The sequence below is a fragment of the Bacillus sp. SJS genome (assembly GCF_000732485.2).
In the GTDB taxonomy this organism is placed as follows: domain Bacteria; phylum Bacillota; class Bacilli; order Bacillales; family Bacillaceae; genus Metabacillus_B; species Metabacillus_B sediminis.
The window spans coordinates 89861-108173 of the sequence record NZ_JAQV02000002.1; the positions used below are offsets into that span (position 1 = coordinate 89861).

Here is an 18313-nt window from a genome sequence, read left to right on the forward strand (position 1 = left end):
TTATATGCCGATCAATTATTTACGTGCCCTGGAGAAGATCTTAATCGGCGTTCCTTCAAATCCGAAGGCCTCACGGATCCGATTTTCTAAAAATCTCTCATAGGAGAAATGCATTAACTCAGGTTCATTAACAAAAACAGCAAAAGCAGGCGGTTTGACTGCAACTTGAGTAGCATAATAAATTTTTAGCCTTTTACCTTTATCAGAAGGAGTTGGATTCATTGCTACAGCATCCATGACAACTTCATTCAAAATATTTGTTTGAACCCTTTGAGAGTGGTTTTCACTTACTTTTACAATTTCGGGAACTAACGTATGAATCCGCTGTTTCGTTTTAGCCGATAGAAAAATAATAGGGGCATAGCTTAAGAAAAGGAAATGCTCTCTAATATTTGTCTCGAACGTTTTCATTGTTTTGTCATCTTTCTCAACAGCATCCCATTTATTCACAACAATGATGATGCCTTTTCCCGCTTCATGGGCATATCCGGCAATTTTCTTATCCTGCTCAATGATTCCTTCTTCCCCATTGATGACTACAAGAACGACATCAGAGCGGTCAATTGCTTTCAGTGCTCTTAGGACGCTGTATTTCTCTGTGGATTCATAGACTTTTCCTTTTTTTCTCATTCCAGCCGTATCGATAATTACGTATTCCTGGCCGTTATGCTTGAATGTTGTATCCACTGCGTCTCTAGTCGTGCCGGCAATATCACTGACGATTACACGCTCTTCGCCGAGCATAGCATTAACAAGCGATGATTTTCCGACATTCGGTCTGCCAATCAAGCTGAACTTAATAATTTCCTCATCATAATCCGACTGGCTGATTCCGGCAAAATGCTTAATGACATCATCCAGCATATCTCCAAGGCCAATCCCATGAGATCCTGAAATCGGGAACGGATCGCCAAAGCCGAGTGCATAGAAATCATACATTGCTTCACGCATATCCGGATTATCGATTTTATTTACAGCCAGTACGACAGGCTTTTTCGTTCGATAGAGGATTTTAGCAACTTCTTCATCAGCTGCCGTAACCCCTTCTCTGCCGTTTGTCATGAAGATGATGACATCTGCTTCATCAATCGCAATTTCTGCCTGGTGCCTGATTTGGGCTAAAAACGGTTCATCGCCAATATCGATTCCGCCTGTATCAATGATGTTAAATTCGTAATTAAGCCATTCTCCTTTATTGTATATCCGATCCCGTGTAACTCCTGGACGGTCTTCTACAATGGAAACCCGCTCTCCGACAATTCTATTAAAAATAGTTGATTTACCGACGTTTGGTCTCCCTACTATTGCAACTACTGGTTTTGGCATATCTTTTACATCCTTTCCAACACGATCCTGCATGACAGCCTGCTCAAAGGCATGCTTATTCTGCTTGTATTAAACATTTAATTTATTATTAATACGATCATATCATTTCAATTTTCATTAAGGTGATGTCCGCGTTTAATTATGGTCACACATAGGTTGTACCTTGTTTATGCGGGTCCGGGCTTTATAGGGCAGCCGCTTTATTTTGTTTCCTGTAAGCCCGAAAAACGTGATGAAATAAACCCTTCCATCAAATTCCGAAGAAGGGCGTCCAAACCTATCATATCAGCTTTTCTCGTATTTAACAATTTAAGTTCGTACATCCTGTAAAGTTCTTTTTTCCCGTCTGCTTTTTCAGACGTTCCGGCTTTGCTTATTCTTACTCGGCTTTCCGTAGGCGTTACCGAAGTTTACATAACGTTCCATCAGACCCCAAATACTAAAGCCGCCCATTCCAAGTAATGAAAAATCCAGAAACGTATCCTGGCCTATGCTTACTGCTCCGGAAACGGGAAGGATGATTAATTCATAAAGTAATTCTCCGTTGCAAATTCCAATTAAAAACAAACACATTTTACCTGAAAAGGATGTACCCAGTAATCCCACGGCTATAAAAATGATCAGAAATAACAATAAGAACGGACTGATTGTAAACCACACCGGATCAAAAAGCTGCATAAGCTTTAACCCGGCATATCCAGATGCAATTCCAAGTGCCCCAATCATAAACCGCAAAGATCGATGCAATCGATATTTAGCTGCCAATCCGCATGCGCCGATGTAAAGAAGTAAAAAAGCCACTCCCATTTCACCATCTGGCAAAGATATCTGAAATCCCGCGGAAATAATAAGCAGGAGAAGGTAAAAAGAAAAAAAAGTTCTGAGATTCGATTTATTCATTAAAAACGATGACGCAATCCATAAAGCCCAAGAAATCCAGTAAAATAATATCCCCTGCATAAAAAATCCTCTCCCATCTCTATCATTATGGAAAAGATCAGCCGGTTTTAATCAAATTTAATGATTGAAAGATGAAGTTTGAAGCAAACTATTTAAAAATAGGCTTGTTAAACCTGTCTGTAGATTTTCTCTTGAGGACTCAGCACTTTTTGCTAAGAGGATCATGAGCAACAAGGGAACCAGAGTCATCAGTCAGTCTTAACAAAGTCTGCAGTCAGGGGGTGTATGTATGGGAAAAGACCGTCAAGAGAAGAAATTGAAGGAAAGCAGAAGAGTTGAATCCGACCGTGATCAGAAATTGGAAAACAAGGGCGCTACAAGCCTTGAAAGTACTGAACAATCAAGAGAAAGAAATTAAAACAAAAAGCCCTTTGCCAGCATGCTTCTCATTGAGAGAGCATGTCTGGCGAGGGCTTTTTTTATCGGCGGCTGTATGAGGAGGTTTCAAATCCCCTCTCATAGAGCCAATGATGGGAGGCACCGGAAATGACTAATGGAGCGTTTTGCAGCTCTTTTATCGTCTTCGTTCCCAGCGCACACATGATCCATTTGAACTCTTCGTGCAGCAGCCTGAGTTCTTCATGAAGACCTTCTTCTCCGTGCTCTGTAAAAACGGAGAGAAGGATTCCTGCCATCCCTGCTGCGGAAGCACCTAAAGCAATGGCCTTCGCCGCATCAAGAGAATCCTGAATTCCCCCGGATCCGAGGATACACACCTCGCCCCTTGCTGCATTTGATCCTTCGGCTATAGAAATCGCAGACGGTATACCCCAGCCATTGAATGCGTGCAATGCTCTGTTCCGTCTGGCATTCTCAATTTTTGAAAAATTCGTTCCGCCGTATCCGCCAATATCGATGGCTGATACGCCTGCGTTTTTCAATTGAAGGACCGTATCCCAATCCATTCCAAAACCGGTTTCTTTGACAATAACCGGTACACCGGCATGACGGACAATTTCTTCAATCCTAGTCAATGCACCTTTGAAGTCCCGATCACCCTCAGGCATAACCAGCTCCTGTATGACATTCAAATGAATCTGGATGGCGTCTGCTTCAATCATATCAATCGCACGCTTTGCCTGATCTGCATTAGCTTCACTTCCAAGGTTCGCAAAAATGACTCCCTTCGGATTCACCTTTCTCACCACTTCGTAGGAAGGCTGCTCTGATTTGTCGCGGATTGCCGCCATTTGTGAGCCAACTGCAATCGCCATGCCAAATGCAGCGGCTGCAGTTGATAGGGCCTCATTAATTTGTTCGGTTTTTTCCCCGCCTCCGCCGGTCATCGCGTTGATAAAAATAGGCGAACTTGTAGAAAGTTCGCCTATCCTTGCCGACATATCAATGTCTTCAACGGATGTGTCCGGCAGGCTTTTATGAACAAACGTTATATCATCAAACCCATTTTGCCTGCTTTGTCCGGTAGTCAAAGCATGATTTATATGATCTAGTTTGCGTTTAGCTCTGCTCAAGAATCATCACCATTATTTAAGTTTTTTTAACTGATCGCCAATCATATCGCCCAATGAGAATCCTGTTGATTCTTCTTTCGGCTGATAATTTTTATAATCGTTCTCATCTGCCTTTTGAGGCTCTTCAAGCTCCTTCATGCTGAGAGAAATTCTTTGCTCATTCTCATTTACATCCAGCACTTTCACACTCACTTCCTGTCCTTCTTCAAGAACTTCCTGAGGTGTGCCAATATGCTTGTTGGAAATTTGAGAAATATGAACAAGTCCTTCTACTCCAGGCAATATTTCAACAAAAGCTCCAAAGCTTACGAGGCGCTTGACGGTACCGTCTTTAACATCTCCAGCTTTCACTTTTTCAGAAATTTGCGACCATGGCCCAGGCAATGTTTCTTTAATCGATAGTGAAATACGCTCATTATCACGGTCAACTGAAAGGACTTTAACAGATACTTTTTGACCTTCTTCAACTACATCGGATGGCTTATCCACATGTGTATGGGAAAGCTGGGAGATATGAACGAGTCCGTCTACTCCACCGATGTCAACAAAAGCTCCAAAGTCTGTCAGACGCTGAACGGTTCCTTCCAAAACCTGGTCCGCTTGAAGGGATTCAAGCAGTTCCTGTTTTTTATCCGAGGACTCCTTTTCAATAACAGCTCTGTGGGAGAGAATGACGCGGTTTTTTTCCCGGTCCAGCTCTACTACCATTAAGGAGAGTTCTTTCCCTTTGTAGTCTGAAAAATCTTCTACAAAATGAGTTTCCACAAGTGATGCCGGAATAAATCCTCTAACGCCCAGATCCACTACAAGTCCGCCTTTTACAACGTCTTTGATCTCAGCTTCGAAAATCCCTTTTTCTTCATACTTCTTCTCAAGGTCGTCCCAAGCCTTGTCTGCATCTACTGCACGCTTGGATAAAATAATGGCTTCTTCTTCAACCTTGGAAACCTTTAGTTCAAGTTCATCGTTTTCCTTGACTGCATCAGAAGCTTTTTCAATGTGAAGGCTGGAAAGCTCGCTGATTGGAATAATGCCTGTGTGCTTGTAATTGTCAATTTCAACAATTACCTGCTTCTCCTCAACCTTCGTTACCGTACCTTTAAGGATATCCCCAACTTCAGGTACAGCTACTTCCACGTTATTCATTTCCCCATTGTTCATTTCATCTACCATTCCATTTACCTCCTTGGTCAAAACCTGCACAACTTTGATAATATGTATGGTATTCCATTCGACAAACGAATGAAATGAAAACCCCTCTTTGTACTAACTTCTAATAAATGCTACTTTTTGTCAAGTCAAAACTCTTGATTAACGATGTTTTTCGAGCAGTTCTCTGATTTGTTCCATTATGACTATTGTCATTTCATCCGCAGTGACTTTTCTCTCTCTGTACTCACTGGCATCCAGAGGTTTTCCGAAATAAATACGGACTTTCTTAAAAGGTTTGTACGGCCCAACGACTGCACAAGGGACAATGAGCGCATCTGACCGAAGAGCAAAAAATCCCGCTCCTGCGAGTCCTTTTCCAAGCTGGCCGTCTTTACTTCTTGTTCCCTCAGGAAACAATCCTAAAACCTCTCCATCCTTTAAAACTTTTAGTCCTTTTCTCAGTGCTTCCCTGTCACTCAATCCCCTTTTTACAGGAAAAGCTCCGACCTTCAGGAGAATCTTCCCTAATACAGGAATAGTAAATAATTCTTCTTTCGCCATAAAATGGACCATGCGGGGTGTACAGGCACCGACGATCGGGGGATCCAGGTTGTCAATATGATTGCTGCATAACAGAACGGAGCCTGATTTGGGAAAATTCTCTCTCCCATGTACTTCCATTCTGTAAATTGGCTTAAATAAAACTAATACAAGGTTTTTTCCAAACTGGTATAAGGACATTGTTATCAGAGCCTCTCTATCATCAATTCTTTAATGCGGTCTACAACCTCGCGTATACTGAGTGAAGTCGTATCGATTTCAACAGCATCCTCCGCTTTCTTTAATGGAGACACTTCTCTTTCGGAATCCAGTTTATCCCGGCGCGCAATCTCATTGGCTAAAAGATCGATGCTTGATTCATATCCTCTAAGCAGATTTTCTTCATGTCTGCGCTTTGCCCGCTCTTCGACGGAAGCAAGCAGAAACACTTTTACATCTGCTTCCGGAAGGACATGAGTTCCGATATCACGGCCATCCATGACCACTCCCCCGGCTTCAGCCATTTTCTGCTGTCTTCTGACCATTTCTTCCCGTACCAAACGATGCATGGAAACGGCCGAAACCTGATTGCTGATTTCACTTGTCCGAATTTCTTCCGTTACATTTTCCCCATTGATCAGAACAAGCTGATTTGAACCCTCCGGCACAAGAGTGATTTCCATTGAATGAAGCAGTTCCATCAATTCACCCTCATTTTCAGGATCTTTTTTATTTCTGATTGCTTTAAAAGTCAGGGCTCTGTACATTGCCCCTGTGTCTATATAAACATACGAAAAGTCCCTGGCTACTTGTTTAGCGACAGTACTTTTGCCTGCTGCGGCAGGTCCATCTATTGCTACCGATAGTCTTTTATTCATGTTCAATCTCCTTCTAAGAGTAATAGATTCATTGCAGTCCGCAGCAGAAAAGAATGCAGACCGGTCATCTGCACACGTGATTATTTAAATGTTTCCAGCCATTCACTAACTGTCTGCCTGTTTACGCCCTCATACCGGATTGCTTTAGATACATACGGCTTAACCGCGGGCTGCTGCATAATCGCCTGTGCAGCAATTAATGCGGCCAGATGAAAAATAATCAATTTCATTAACATTCTTTCTGCTCGTTTCATATCCCGCTCACACCTGACCTTTTTAAGACTCTGTCAAATCAGGCTGTCGATTTCCACTGCAGGCGTTCGTTTATCTTTGCTGGGCGGTGAGCCTCTTATGCGCTTTGCGCCTTCGGTGTCTCACGCCTTCCGCTTCAATGAACAGTGTTAAAAATCAACATCATGCTTAGCATAGCCTTTTTTAAAAAGTATCGGTCTAAGGAAATGAACTTATTCAGCGGCAGCTTCTTTTTTCCTATGAAGAATTTGCTGATCAAAACAAAAACGAACAATTTTCTGCTGTGCGGTTTCAGTCATGTTGATAAATTTAATCGTAGCTTTTTTGATCCCTGAAGAATCCTCTAAAATCCGGACAGATTCCGAGTCGACCTTAACATAGCTAATCGTTCCATCCTGCAAGGGAAGAGACATCCATACTATGAGCTGCTCTTTCTCGCTTAGTTCAGTATGTTTCGGAATAATGATACCTGCTCCTCCTGCACTTATATCGGATGTAACAGTCACGAATGGTGCAAAGGCTTCAGCTGGAGAATGGACAGCGACATTAACATCTGAATCAATCCGGACGTATTGTCTTCTTTGTATTTTCAAAACGTCTTGATTATCAGGTTTTTTCAGGAGGATAACGGGAATGTTTTCTTTTCTTCTGCCCATAACGGCTGTTTCGAACTTGTAAGGGTTTTGATCGGAGGCCACATACAGACAGGTAAGAAGCGTGCCGTTCATAATAAAGGCTGTTTTCCCTGTACTTTCATTAAGAGGATAATCAATTGATATCGTGCCTTCGTCCATTGATACGATTTTGCATTTATACACATCGCCAGACTGGTCCAGCGGTTCAAGTGTTATCACATTCCCTATCTCAAGCATTTCATCACTCTTTTCAAATCGTTTATTCTATTTTGTTCCCACTCTTTATTAAATCATGGAATAAGAAAAAGGAAAAGTCTCGACTTTTCCTTTTTCAATCGGATTAATTACAGCAGAAGCATAATCAGACCATTACAGTTCGTTAAAAATGGGCTCCGCATTTTTAAGTTTTTCTACTTTTTCTTCCATTCCAGTGCTTGCATTGATAAACATCCTGAACGTATCGTCATCAATGGTTCCTAGAAATTCATAGCATAAAACCTCTTCACCGAGCTCATTTGTAATAACAGCAAGTCTGCTTTCCTGCACCATGACTTTTTGATTAATTTTTTCCCTCGCCTGATTTTCTTTTAATTCAGGTTTGGGGACTTGTCTTTTTCTATGCGCGGCTAGAAAATCCTTTGCAGAAAATCCGATGATCTGTCCGTCATCCAAAGCAACTTTGATCTTTAGTGTATCCGGGTAAAGCAGAATTCCATTCTCATTGGGAACGTAAGAGAATACACCGATCGAATCATATTGCGCACTCTCATTCAATACGAGATCCTCAGCTTCGAAGCCATGTTCTTTCAAGAAGGATACGGCATTATTTGAAGCGTCATTAAGGCTGATGTTTTCTTCATTCACCTTTCTGCTTTGTATAAGCCAGATCGGATAACCGCCTTTTTTCGTAATATCCATGTACAAATCTGCTTTATGCTTTTTATCGTACATGGATACACTGTAAAATTCGAATCCCGCGCCCTTTCCGCTTTGTGTAACCTTCAATTTATCGACATCAGTAGACGCAAACTCTTTTGCCCTTTGTTTTGCCTGCTCTGGTGTGATGTCATTGCCCTTAAGCTGTTCAAAACCCTTTTCCATCGTTTTCATAGAAGTGAAGCCCGGACCAAAGTCGGTTTCTGAGTAGGCACTTACGTTGTTTTCTACAGATTTGAATCCATCTACAATGGTATTGTCCTGCTGCTTCTTGCCAGAAGCCAATGCAAGCTCCACATCCATCCACCGCAGATTTTTATCAATAACCATATGCTGAACATTTCTCAGCTCATTTTGAATATCAGAAGATTTTTCATAAAGCTTTTGAAGCGATGCATATTCATCCTTTGATAATGGCTTATTTTCCAAATCTCTAATCGCTGCTCTGTAGCTGAAATCTCCTATGCTTGCAAGGAATTCTTCTGTCTTATTAAACGGAAGAAGGGTAAGAGGAAGCTGTCCTACATCATTATGAGCCTCTGAAGTGATTCTCCATACTTCAGCAAGTGCCGGAGATAAAGATTCCCTTGAGTTCATGGCAAGCGTTGTTCCGATTTTGTCATGAAGCTCATCCATTTGATAGGACAAATCATGAAACGCACGCTGGTAATTGTTCTCTGCATGGATAAGGACCGCGTTTTTTTCCTGATGCTCTTTGTAGCCCCAATATCCGGTTCCAATAACGGCGATTGCAAGAAACGCAATAAGTATTCCGCGTATCACAGGTAAACCCCCTTCTTATTTACAGAAAATATGTTTTCCGATTTTTTTAATTTGCGGTCTGCCCCAAATCCATCCGCTTGTAGCTGTATCAGGATTAAAATAATACAAAGCGCTTTCTGTGGGATCCCAGCCGTTTATCGCATCAAGAACCGCTTTCTTAGCCTGTTCATTCGGTTCAAGCCAAATCTGCCCATCTGCTACAGCCGTAAATGCACCTGGCTCGAAAATAACGCCAGCTGCTGTATCCGGGAATGTCGGGCTGTCAATGCGGTTCAAAATAACAGCCGCAACAGCTACCTGTCCTACATAGGATTCTCCCCTTGATTCCCCATAAACAGCATTCGCCATCAGCTGAAGGTCATTTTGAGAGTATCCTGCAGGCATATTAACTGCCGTATTGTTTGATTTCTGTTTCTGTGCAGTTTGTTTTTGATTTCCTTTTGGAGCTTTCTGCTTTTGGCCGCCGCCCTTTTGATTTTGAGCCAGCTTTTGACCATTCCCCTGATTTTTAGCTCTCATTTGGGTTCTGAGTTTTTTGGAAGGACCGGTTTGTTTTTCAAGGGGAATCCCGCCATAATGAGTAAAGTCTTTTCCTTTCGAAAGCTGTGTATGAACAAATTGGTCATTAAAATCAGACTGGTTAACCAGCTTTTGCTTTGTTGTCAGTCCAACAAGCCCGTCAACATTTTCAAGACCGTAATCATGCTGAAAATTCCTTACAGCCCAATAAGTGCTCCATCCATACACTCCATCAATTTTTCCGTGGTAATACCCTATATACTGAAGCCTCGCCTGCAATTCAATGACATCATTGCCGACTGCTCCCCGCTGAATGACCTGCTGCGTAAATGCTTTTGATTTTGGTAGATCCGAATACACGTAAGACGACGTTAATATGAAGGTAACTGATAAAAGTACCATCCATGCAAAACGTATTCTGTTCATGATGCTGCCTCCTAAGTTATGGATGATTTTTGTTATATGTATTTTTTGTAGTGAATGGCATTTTATTCATGATCTTCGGGATGGGATATAATGGGATACTTTAAGTGATACAATTTGTTTTAAATAATGTTTGCTATTTCAATTTAGGTCATTCATATTTGGGGACTGTTTAGAATGGCCTGCTGAGGCAGCTAAAGCAGCTTTTAAAAACAGAATGTCTATGTGAGTGGAATCTAACCTTTTTCGTCATACAACAAAAAAAGCCCGGAAAAGTACCGGACTCCTGAACATTATATATGTCTGGCAAGTCTCGCCTGCTTAGCTTTATGCAAAGCAAACCACCAAAGAATCAGCATAAACGGCAGCATGATAACAGGCCAGAATTTGTAGGTGAACAGTATGTAATCATAAAATCCGTGTAAAATTACCGGCAATGTTAAGCTAAGCACCAGCCATTTCTTTTTTTTCTTACGATTTTGTGTGAATTTACTTTTCCCTAGGTAGTAGCCCATAATAACACCAAACAGCGCATGGCTTGAGACTGGAAAAAAAGCTCTTCCAATTGCAAATTCAAGACCGTTGGCAAAAAGGAACAGAATGTTTTCCAATGTCGCAAACCCCAAAGAAACCGCGCTTCCGTAAACGATTCCATCATAATGTTCGTCAAAATGCACATGGGGGTATATGGCAACAAATAAAATGAACCATTTAAAGAATTCCTCTAAAAAGCCATACGCAAAAAAGATACGAATAAAATCGTTTGAAAATACTTTTTCTACATCTATTATGTATTGAATAAACATAAGCGGGAAAACAAGGACCATACCGAAAATAAATGCCCGAACTACCATATATACAGGCTCTTTATCAAATTGATCTTTTAAGTAAAAATAGCATAATATTGCCAGACCAGGGGCAATTCCTGCCGATACTGCCGCAATCATACAGAAAGCCTCTTTTCAATTTTTGTCAATTGCATCCAGTTATATCGTAACACGTACAGCTGCAATTGAACATGCCTTCCGAACTTAGAAATTTTCAAAATCTCCCTGATCAGCGAATCCTTTACTTGATAATAATACCCCTAGTTTGATTCGCGCTTTTTTACTATCATAGTCCCCCCCGAGCAAAACACCCTTTTGCTGAAGATCCTCTGCACTGCCCGAGTAACTGTAGGTTGGATGGACTTTCCCTTCTTCGGCGCTTGTTGTAACAACAACCGTTATTCCTTCTTTTAATGCCTCTTCGATTGCCGGAACCATAAACGGAGTGACTTGTCCTCTGCCTACTCCTTCAATTACAATCCCTTTCGCACCAGCCTGTACAGAAGCTTGTATAAATAGTCCATCCTGACCTGTATGGGATTTTATAATATCGACCCTAGGAAACTTCCGTACGAGATGATGCTGGTCTCTGCGAATCGGTTTTTGATAAATGAAAACCCGGTCATTATCGATAATTCCCATATACCCATACCCAAATGATTCAAAGCCCTGCAGGTTTGATGCATGCACCTTTTTAACATATTTAGCTGAATAAATTCTTTCGTTAAATACAACAACCGCACCTGCATCCGCGAGAGAATCGCTGGCCGCTGCATAAATGGAATTCCGTAAATTTGAATATACGTCCGTTCCTACATCGTGCGGAGCCTTCTGCGAGCCTGTTATCACAACCGGTCTTTGATCTTTAATCGTCAAGTCGAGAAAATAAGCCGTTTCCTCCAGGCAGTCCGTTCCATGGGTAACCACGATGCCTGATACTTGAGGATCTTGAAATTCCTGTTCTATCACTTCTTTCAGCGAAACCATTTTATCCATCGTAATATGCATACTTGGCAGCTGCATAACATCAATAACCTTTACTTCAATGTCTTCAGGAAGTCTGCAAAGAGCAGCAAGCTCTTCACCTGACAGCTCTCCTGATGATAGAAGGCCTTCTGATATTTCCTTGCTGGCTATTGTTCCTCCCGTTGTTAAAAGAAGCACTTTCTTCTTCATTCATTTTCCCCCTTTTTTATATTCTCAGCAATAAGGCCCCCGTGGAATCGTCCATTTTCAATGAATATTTCATTCGCATTGTTGCCTGCAGCCAGTACTCCCGCAATATAGAGACCCTCTATATTCGTCTCCATCGTCTCCGGGTTATAAATTGGCCTTCCTGATTCCTCATCCACATTTATGCCCATTCTTTTTAAAAATTGATGATCAGGATGATAGCCTGTCATCGCGAAAACAAAATCGTTCTCAATTCTTTTCTTTTCATTTCCAACGGTGTATTCGATTTCATGTTCAGTTATTTCAGTTGCACATGCTCCGAATTCCATCGTAATTGCGCCATTCCGGACAAGAGCTTCAAACTCAGGCAAAATCCAAGGTTTTACACTTTTAGAATAAACGCTGCCTCTATATAAAACCGTTACTCTTGCCCCTGCTTTTACAAGTTCTAAGGCCGCATCAACACTGGAATTTTTCCCGCCAATCACAGTTACGTCCTGATCAAAATAAGGATGACCTTCAGTAAAATAGTGAAAAACCTTCGGCAAATTTTCGCCTGGAATGTTCATATAGTTGGGATGATCATAATAACCTGTCGCAATAACGACATAATTTGCACCATATCTTCCTTTGGAAGTCTCCACTGCGAAGAATCCATTCTCCATCTTCTCTACATGCTCTACTTTTTCAAAAGGCAGAACACGGATGCCCTTTCTTTTCACTACGGATCGGTAATAAGCAAGTGCCTGATTTCGAACCGGCTTGCGGTTTTCCGTAATAAATGCGACATCTCCGATTTCAAGCTTTTCACTTGAGCTGAAAAATGTCTGATGGGTTGGATAATGATAAATGGCATTCACAATGTTCCCTTTTTCAATCACAACCGGGTCAATCCCAATATTTTTTAATGCTATAGCGGCAGCTAATCCGCATGGACCTCCGCCGACAATTAAAGCTTTTTCATTTCGCATAACCATCTCACTCCCGTATAGATAGGACCTGTTTCAGAGAAGTGTTCCCATTAATCTCTGTTCATTGAACTTTTCTTCAATTAAAAATCTCCTATCTAATGATAGGAGATTTTTTCAAGGCTTGCAACGGATTAGATCCAGCCTCTGAATCTGCTCGCTTCAGCTGTTTTTCGGACACCGACCATGTAGGCTGCGAGCCTCATGTCCACTCTTCTGTTTTGGGCTGTTTCATATATGTTATTGAATGATTTCACCATTACTTTTTCAAGCTTTTCTTCGACTTCTTCCTCTGTCCAATAATAGCCTTGGTTATTCTGAACCCACTCAAAATAGGACACGGTAACTCCTCCTGCACTTGCCAGCACGTCCGGAACAAGAAGAATACCTCTGTCGTTCAGGATTTGAGTGGCTTCAAGGGTTGTAGGACCGTTTGCAGCCTCAACCACAATGGAAGCGCGGATATTATGGGCGTTCTCTTCTGTAATCTGGTTTTCGATTGCAGCCGGAACCAGAATGTCGCAATCCAGCTCAAGCAATTCTTTATTTGTAATCGTATCATTGAAAAGCTTCGTAACGGTTCCAAAGCTGTCCCGCCGATCCAATAAATAATCAATATCAAGCCCCTCTGGATCATACAAGCCGCCATACGCGTCTGATATTCCAACTACCTTCGCGCCTGCATCATGCATAAACTTGGAAAGGAAGCTCCCTGCATTACCAAAGCCTTGAACTACAACACGGGCACCCTCAAGGGAAATCCCTTTACGTTTAGCTGCTTCAAATATACAAATGGTTACACCCTTTGCTGTCGCTGATTCACGTCCATGTGAACCGCCAAGCACAAGTGGTTTACCAGTAATGAACCCCGGAGAATTAAATTCATCAATTCGGCTGTACTCATCCATCATCCAAGCCATAATTTGAGAATTTGTAAATACATCCGGTGCTGGAATATCTTTAGTCGGTCCAACAATCTGACTGATGGCCCTTACATACCCCCGGCTTAAACGCTCAAGCTCTCTAAAGGACATGTCTCTTGGGTCGCAGACAATTCCGCCTTTACCGCCTCCATAAGGGAGATCAACAATTCCGCACTTCAAGCTCATCCAGATTGAAAGCGCTTTAACTTCGGTTTCTGTTACATTTGGATGAAAACGAATTCCGCCTTTAGTAGGACCGACTGCATCATTATGCTGAGCCCGGTATCCCGTAAAAATCTTTACGGATCCGTCATCCATCCGTACAGGAATTTTCACAGTCATCATACGAATAGGCTCTTTAAGCAGTTCATAAACTTCTTCAGGATAACCCAGTTTTTCCAGGGCTTTATGTATCACCGTTTGTGTCGCTTTTAACACATCATGCTTTTCATGGTTACTCTCGGTGTTTTTCTCGGCTACCATAAGTAAACCTCCTAATGTCAATCAATTGATATAGACGGCCTTTCAGACAATAGTATACACCTTCACTGTAGTTATGCAAAGACATAATGGCTGTTTTGGGGGAAATTTTGGCATGAATTTGCGAGCGGTTGCAAGAGCATATATGACGGTTATTTTATTGAATTTTCAGACCTTTTGATAATACCTTTAAATTGAAATGAAAAACCGGCCGCTCCCTCGAATTAGAGAGCGGCCGGCCTTAAGTCAATGAAAATACTTAGTAAGCTGATTGATTGCTTCTTCTTTCATAATTTGCTTTCCATATTCATGCAGCCTGTGCAAAGTCAGTGTAGTGGAACTCCCAAACTCCGCTAATACGGCAATCACCGTTTCTATTTGAGCAGGAGCATAATCATCAAGATGAAGAAAATATCTCTGATTATAAAAATATACGGCTCCTTGGGTAAGACCTATTTGTTTCAATGCCTTTGACAATTGAATCAGGTCTTCGAAAGCATGAAATTCATAAACGATATCGATGCTTTCATCGAGCTTAACCTGCATTTCAATATAATCATCCGCATAATCTTCTTCTTCTTCCTCTATATCTTCATTGCTTTTTGTAACGATAACAACCATCCCTTGAGCCTGGAGAGAAAAAACTTCCACAGCAAGAGATCCGTGAGCCTCAAAGCCAAGTTCAAGGCTTGCTTCATTCATCATATCCTTGAAGAGCTGATGCACCTTGAATGAATCCTTCCAAAGGTCTTCCTTAGTCAGACCGCGATCCATAAGATCGTCAATCGTAAGAAATATCTTGATTTTGTTATAATTAAGGCGCTCCAAACGCATCTCTTTCCCTCCTGCCGTAAAACCCTTACCATGTAATTATTCTATGTTTTACAAGTAAGATGGTTCGTTAATTTGTTAACAGTTTACAACGGCAGCGAAAAATAGACAAGTTTATTCCATTCCTACATCGCAAGCTTTTCCTTCAGCCATATTTCCCACTCATGATTGGTTGATCCGAGCAGACAATCCTTATAGGAGCTCTTCTTTTCTTCATCCATAAACTGAAACGCTCCCCCGCCAAGTCCCACCTGCAAATCTGGAAACCTACCTTTCAGAACATCAACGGTTTTAAGCGTCCGTTCAACATTTTCTTCAAGTGTGCAGGCGAGAAACAAAAATTTGGGATGCACTTCCTCCAGCACAATTGGAAGATCGTCCTCTGCTATACTTGAACCTAGATAGATTACTTCAAATCCTCTTCTGCGCAGGAAAAGGGTGAAAATGAGCAGCCCCATCTCATGCCATTCTCCCGGTCCGCACACAGCGATAACCTTCGGAAGGAGACCATTCACTGGCAGAGTATGCAGGATCATTCCAATCCTTGACCGCAGAAAGGAGGTCGCAAAATGTTCATGTGCCGTTGTAATCTTCCCCTGCTCCCACAAATCCCCGACCTTGGCGAGCACAGACCCAAGTATATCAATCATCACTTTATCAATCGAATAAAGACTAAAAGCTCGGTTCATCAGTTCATGTGCCAGATTTTCATCAAAAGAAAGCAGTGCTTTAAGCAAATCGTCCATAAGTTCAACAGAGCGGTCTGCAGTCTGTTCAGGTTCAATCATTCCGTCATTAACCGGAAGGCCCGTATTTTCGAGTAAGTTAACAGCCTGACTGATGGAAAATCCTTTATTCACTTTGCTGATCAGCCATTTTAGAATTCGAATGTGGTCTTCTGTATACAATCTGTGTCCGGATTCGTTCCGTACTGGAGCGATCATCTGGTATCGTCTCTCCCATGCCCGGAGTGTTCCCGGCTGAATGCCCAGCATTTTTGAAACAGCTTTAATATTATATTTACCTTCTTCTGGATTCGGCATTGTTTATCCTCCATCACCGCACAATAAAACATATATGCAAAAACTTCTTTTTTAAATTATATCGAAATGAACACTTTGTGTAAACTTTGTATAAGTATTGTTAATCAACTTTATCTGCTGTAATGGTAATAAAATGTGCTTCTGCAGGTGCACCAAGTCGAAATGGAAGCTGGGTAGTGCCATATCCATTGCTGATAAGCTGGGCTCCGTAAGCTTTATTATGTAACTTTCCTTTTTCATATAATCCGAATCCGAACAGTCTTATTTGTCCGCCATGCGTGTGTCCTGATAAAACAAGCCGGATGCCGTGCTCTTTATTTATTTGTTTATCAATATCAGGGTTATGGCAAAGCAAAATCCGGAAATCTGCGTTTTTTGATTCCTTTAACGCCTGGTCGAGCCTGTCCCACCCGAATTTTATTTCGCTAACGCCAAGGAGGCTTATCTTTTTTTCGGATATTGAAGGAATCGAGTGCGCTTGATTTTCAAGGAGCTTAACATTCTCCTCTTTCAATAAACTCTTCAGCTCAAGCAGGTCACATTCCGGGTCATTATTTCCGAGGACCATAACAACTGGCCCTTCTTCTCCTAATCTCCGTAAATTACGGCGAATTCTTTCAAGCGGCACTCCCTTTTCTGTTAAATCTCCTCCAATACAAACCAGATCAGGCTTCTTTGGCAATTTCGCCATCAATCTCTCTGAAACCCTTCTTCTATGGATATCGGAAATGAAAAGGATACTCAATTCGCCATGCCCGCTCGGAAAATCTTGAAATTGAAGCTTCTGTCTATCCAATCGGTTTCCATGAGCTTTTATAAACATGACAGAAGTCATAAAGAGAACCAGAACAGCCCCTGCTATTAGATAAATCATGTAATCACCTGATTTCCGCTCATTTGCTTTCGTAAAAAAGATTAATATCAAATTCATTCTTCATCATTTGAAAAACGGACGTTCTTTTCTTCCAATGATATGGCTGCGGCCATAATTCTCCGCTTTTCCGAATAACCTCGCACCGTAAAGCATGATATTCTGTTTCAGCTTTGACTTCCTTCTTTTTAAAGTAAAGGGCTGTTGCATAAGCACCCGCTATAGCTACGATAAAATATAGATGAAAAGATTCGTCGACAAAACGGGACACCACGATGGAAAGACTGTTGTCACTTGTCAGGACAATCACTTTGTAAAAATAAACCATAAAAATAATCATACATACGAATGCAGCAAGCTGAAGGCTCAGCACTTTTTTCTTCAGATTTTCAAACTTTCTCTTTTTATCAACTAAACTTTGGAGCATTTTTTTTGTCGGCTCATCCGTGATCGGCTCAAGCTGCTCAATCGCTTTTTCCATCTTAATCACCCTGCCTCTGGACTTTTCTAATATTTATTCAAAAAGGGGACAGGGTATGAAGAAGAGGAGACAAAAATAATCTTCGTTCACTTGAACGAAGATTATCACTGCTTCAAAGGAATTTCAAGCACTTGTCCCGCATATACCTCATTGGCTGAGAGCTGATTATAGTCTTTAATAATGGCTTCGCCTTCCCTGCTTTTAAAATATTTAAGCGAAATGCGATATAAGTTTTCTTTAGGTTTCACCACATGCTCAACTACTTTACCGGCTGGCTTGTCATCTGCTGCAGGGTCTGCCGTTTTAGAGGTTTTTTCCCCTTCGGCGGGTGCAGAATCCGGAGCTTCAGATGGTACAGCGGGTTCTTCAGGCGTTTCCTGCTGCTGCGGGCCCGCTGTCTCTCCTGGATCTTCCACTTCCTCCTCAGTCCCGGAAGCAGCTGCGGTATCTTGAGATGATTGGGCATCCTGCGGAGAACTGCTTTCGTCTGTTTCCCTTACCGGCTCAGATTTTTCAGGAGCTTCATTATTTGACCGATTATTATCAATAATAATCGACTCGTAATCTTTGAGCTTCTGCCCGTTATCCAAAGTCGTTCCATCTTTTTCATAATAGTATGTAAATGACAGGAATAATATGGGCAAAAGGATAAAACATAGCGCCAATAAGCTGATAAGCGGATATTTTAGTTCTACTTTTTTCCCGGTTTTCTTCGCACGCCGCCTGGTTTTGTGAATCTCACTTCTTGAAGGATACTGGCCATTCTTTTCTTTACTATCTGCAGCCAATTGCTCCTTTATTTGACCGTTTCTTCCGGAGGAATTCATTCTCCTGTTCATG

Annotated in this window: 20 protein-coding genes; 1 reads left to right on the forward strand and 19 read right to left on the reverse strand. The window is 41.7% G+C overall.

Annotation, left to right across the window (positions count from 1 at the left end):
* Window positions 1-15: 15 nt before the first annotated feature.
* Together der and AS29_RS00765 are read right to left on the reverse strand one after the other, a co-directional pair.
* Complete coding sequence (gene der / locus AS29_RS00760) at window positions 16-1326, reverse strand: ribosome biogenesis GTPase Der (RefSeq protein ID WP_035408800.1); 1311 nt, start codon at window positions 1324-1326, stop codon at window positions 16-18.
* A gap of 354 nt (window positions 1327-1680) precedes the next feature.
* Window positions 1681-2286 (reverse strand): YphA family membrane protein, encoded by a 606-nt coding sequence (locus tag AS29_RS00765; RefSeq protein WP_035408608.1) that lies wholly within the window; start codon window positions 2284-2286, stop codon window positions 1681-1683.
* Window positions 2287-2515: 229 nt separating this feature from the next.
* Between AS29_RS00765 and AS29_RS00770 the strand changes: the two genes are divergently transcribed.
* Entirely contained in the window at window positions 2516-2644 is a 129-nt protein-coding gene (locus tag AS29_RS00770) for a YpzI family protein (RefSeq protein WP_066098912.1), read from the forward strand.
* Window positions 2645-2705: 61 nt separating this feature from the next.
* On the opposite strand, the gene fni is transcribed toward AS29_RS00770, so the two are convergent.
* The 17 genes from fni to AS29_RS00850 all read right to left on the reverse strand — a co-directional run bounded on the left by fni (window position 2706) and on the right by AS29_RS00850 (window position 18312).
* Window positions 2706-3758 carry a type 2 isopentenyl-diphosphate Delta-isomerase gene (fni, locus tag AS29_RS00775; protein ID WP_035408606.1) on the reverse strand — a complete coding sequence of 351 codons (1053 nt, stop codon included), beginning with the start codon at window positions 3756-3758 and terminating at the stop codon, window positions 2706-2708.
* Between the two features lie 12 nt (window positions 3759-3770).
* Entirely contained in the window at window positions 3771-4919 is a 1149-nt protein-coding gene (gene rpsA / locus AS29_RS00780; RefSeq protein ID WP_035408798.1) for a 30S ribosomal protein S1, read from the reverse strand.
* Between the two features lie 150 nt (window positions 4920-5069).
* Complete coding sequence (locus tag AS29_RS00785; RefSeq protein WP_035408604.1) at window positions 5070-5651, reverse strand: lysophospholipid acyltransferase family protein; 582 nt, start codon at window positions 5649-5651, stop codon at window positions 5070-5072.
* A gap of 5 nt (window positions 5652-5656) precedes the next feature.
* A complete protein-coding gene (gene cmk, locus AS29_RS00790) occupies window positions 5657-6328 on the reverse strand; it encodes a (d)CMP kinase (protein ID WP_035408601.1) in 672 nt (223 codons plus the stop codon).
* Window positions 6329-6408: 80 nt separating this feature from the next.
* Window positions 6409-6582, reverse strand: coding sequence for a DUF5359 family protein (locus tag AS29_RS21175; protein WP_156505825.1), 174 nt, complete (start codon window positions 6580-6582; stop codon window positions 6409-6411).
* Between the two features lie 210 nt (window positions 6583-6792).
* Complete coding sequence (locus AS29_RS00795; protein ID WP_035408598.1) at window positions 6793-7452, reverse strand: flagellar brake protein; 660 nt, start codon at window positions 7450-7452, stop codon at window positions 6793-6795.
* A 132-nt stretch (window positions 7453-7584) separates the two neighbouring features.
* Window positions 7585-8934: a germination protein YpeB gene (gene ypeB / locus AS29_RS00800; protein WP_035408596.1), complete on the reverse strand. Its 1350-nt coding sequence runs from the start codon at window positions 8932-8934 to the stop codon at window positions 7585-7587.
* A 15-nt stretch (window positions 8935-8949) separates the two neighbouring features.
* Window positions 8950-9879 (reverse strand): spore cortex-lytic enzyme, encoded by a 930-nt coding sequence (gene sleB, locus AS29_RS00805; protein ID WP_035408595.1) that lies wholly within the window; start codon window positions 9877-9879, stop codon window positions 8950-8952.
* Between the two features lie 290 nt (window positions 9880-10169).
* Complete coding sequence (gene prsW, locus AS29_RS00810; RefSeq protein WP_035408592.1) at window positions 10170-10823, reverse strand: glutamic-type intramembrane protease PrsW; 654 nt, start codon at window positions 10821-10823, stop codon at window positions 10170-10172.
* 84 nt (window positions 10824-10907) lie between these two features.
* On the reverse strand, window positions 10908-11879 hold the full coding sequence (locus tag AS29_RS00815) for an asparaginase (protein WP_035408590.1): 972 nt from the start codon (window positions 11877-11879) through the stop codon (window positions 10908-10910).
* On the reverse strand, window positions 11876-12847 hold the full coding sequence (locus AS29_RS00820; protein WP_035408588.1) for a YpdA family putative bacillithiol disulfide reductase: 972 nt from the start codon (window positions 12845-12847) through the stop codon (window positions 11876-11878). Before AS29_RS00820 ends, AS29_RS00815 begins: the two co-directional genes overlap by 4 nt.
* 131 nt (window positions 12848-12978) lie before the next feature.
* A complete protein-coding gene (locus tag AS29_RS00825) occupies window positions 12979-14250 on the reverse strand; it encodes a Glu/Leu/Phe/Val family dehydrogenase (RefSeq protein ID WP_035408586.1) in 1272 nt (423 codons plus the stop codon).
* A 243-nt stretch (window positions 14251-14493) separates the two neighbouring features.
* Window positions 14494-15081 carry a genetic competence negative regulator gene (locus AS29_RS00830; protein ID WP_035408584.1) on the reverse strand — a complete coding sequence of 196 codons (588 nt, stop codon included), beginning with the start codon at window positions 15079-15081 and terminating at the stop codon, window positions 14494-14496.
* Between the two features lie 122 nt (window positions 15082-15203).
* Window positions 15204-16121, reverse strand: a complete 918-nt coding sequence (locus tag AS29_RS00835; protein ID WP_035408582.1) for a MerR family transcriptional regulator — start codon at window positions 16119-16121, stop codon at window positions 15204-15206.
* Between the two features lie 100 nt (window positions 16122-16221).
* Window positions 16222-16995, reverse strand: coding sequence for a metallophosphoesterase (locus AS29_RS00840; RefSeq protein WP_035408795.1), 774 nt, complete (start codon window positions 16993-16995; stop codon window positions 16222-16224).
* Window positions 16996-17014: 19 nt separating this feature from the next.
* Window positions 17015-17473 (reverse strand): YpbF family protein, encoded by a 459-nt coding sequence (locus AS29_RS00845; protein WP_035408579.1) that lies wholly within the window; start codon window positions 17471-17473, stop codon window positions 17015-17017.
* Window positions 17474-17577: 104 nt separating this feature from the next.
* Complete coding sequence (locus AS29_RS00850) at window positions 17578-18312, reverse strand: LysM peptidoglycan-binding domain-containing protein (protein ID WP_082883684.1); 735 nt, start codon at window positions 18310-18312, stop codon at window positions 17578-17580.
* Between the last annotated feature and the right edge of the window lies 1 nt (window position 18313).

Coding starts and splice junctions, on each gene's coding strand:
- AS29_RS00815 (WP_035408590.1), bottom strand. CDS start 11,879: ATGAAGAAGAAAGTGCTTCTTTTAACAACGGGAGGAACAATAGCCAGC.
- AS29_RS00840 (WP_035408795.1), bottom strand. CDS start 16,995: ATGATTTATCTAATAGCAGGGGCTGTTCTGGTTCTCTTTATGACTTCT.
- AS29_RS00850 (WP_082883684.1), bottom strand. CDS start 18,312: ATGAACAGGAGAATGAATTCCTCCGGAAGAAACGGTCAAATAAAGGAG.
- AS29_RS21175 (WP_156505825.1), bottom strand. CDS start 6,582: ATGAAACGAGCAGAAAGAATGTTAATGAAATTGATTATTTTTCATCTG.
- AS29_RS00795 (WP_035408598.1), bottom strand. CDS start 7,452: ATGCTTGAGATAGGGAATGTGATAACACTTGAACCGCTGGACCAGTCT.
- prsW (WP_035408592.1), bottom strand. CDS start 10,823: ATGATTGCGGCAGTATCGGCAGGAATTGCCCCTGGTCTGGCAATATTA.
- AS29_RS00835 (WP_035408582.1), bottom strand. CDS start 16,121: ATGCCGAATCCAGAAGAAGGTAAATATAATATTAAAGCTGTTTCAAAA.
- rpsA (WP_035408798.1), bottom strand. CDS start 4,919: ATGAACAATGGGGAAATGAATAACGTGGAAGTAGCTGTACCTGAAGTT.
- AS29_RS00820 (WP_035408588.1), bottom strand. CDS start 12,847: ATGCGAAATGAAAAAGCTTTAATTGTCGGCGGAGGTCCATGCGGATTA.
- AS29_RS00765 (WP_035408608.1), bottom strand. CDS start 2,286: ATGCAGGGGATATTATTTTACTGGATTTCTTGGGCTTTATGGATTGCG.
- AS29_RS00845 (WP_035408579.1), bottom strand. CDS start 17,473: ATGGAAAAAGCGATTGAGCAGCTTGAGCCGATCACGGATGAGCCGACA.
- sleB (WP_035408595.1), bottom strand. CDS start 9,879: ATGAACAGAATACGTTTTGCATGGATGGTACTTTTATCAGTTACCTTC.
- der (WP_035408800.1), bottom strand. CDS start 1,326: ATGCCAAAACCAGTAGTTGCAATAGTAGGGAGACCAAACGTCGGTAAA.
- AS29_RS00785 (WP_035408604.1), bottom strand. CDS start 5,651: ATGTCCTTATACCAGTTTGGAAAAAACCTTGTATTAGTTTTATTTAAG.
- cmk (WP_035408601.1), bottom strand. CDS start 6,328: ATGAATAAAAGACTATCGGTAGCAATAGATGGACCTGCCGCAGCAGGC.
- AS29_RS00825 (WP_035408586.1), bottom strand. CDS start 14,250: ATGGTAGCCGAGAAAAACACCGAGAGTAACCATGAAAAGCATGATGTG.
- AS29_RS00830 (WP_035408584.1), bottom strand. CDS start 15,081: ATGCGTTTGGAGCGCCTTAATTATAACAAAATCAAGATATTTCTTACG.
- AS29_RS00770 (WP_066098912.1), top strand. CDS start 2,516: ATGGGAAAAGACCGTCAAGAGAAGAAATTGAAGGAAAGCAGAAGAGTT.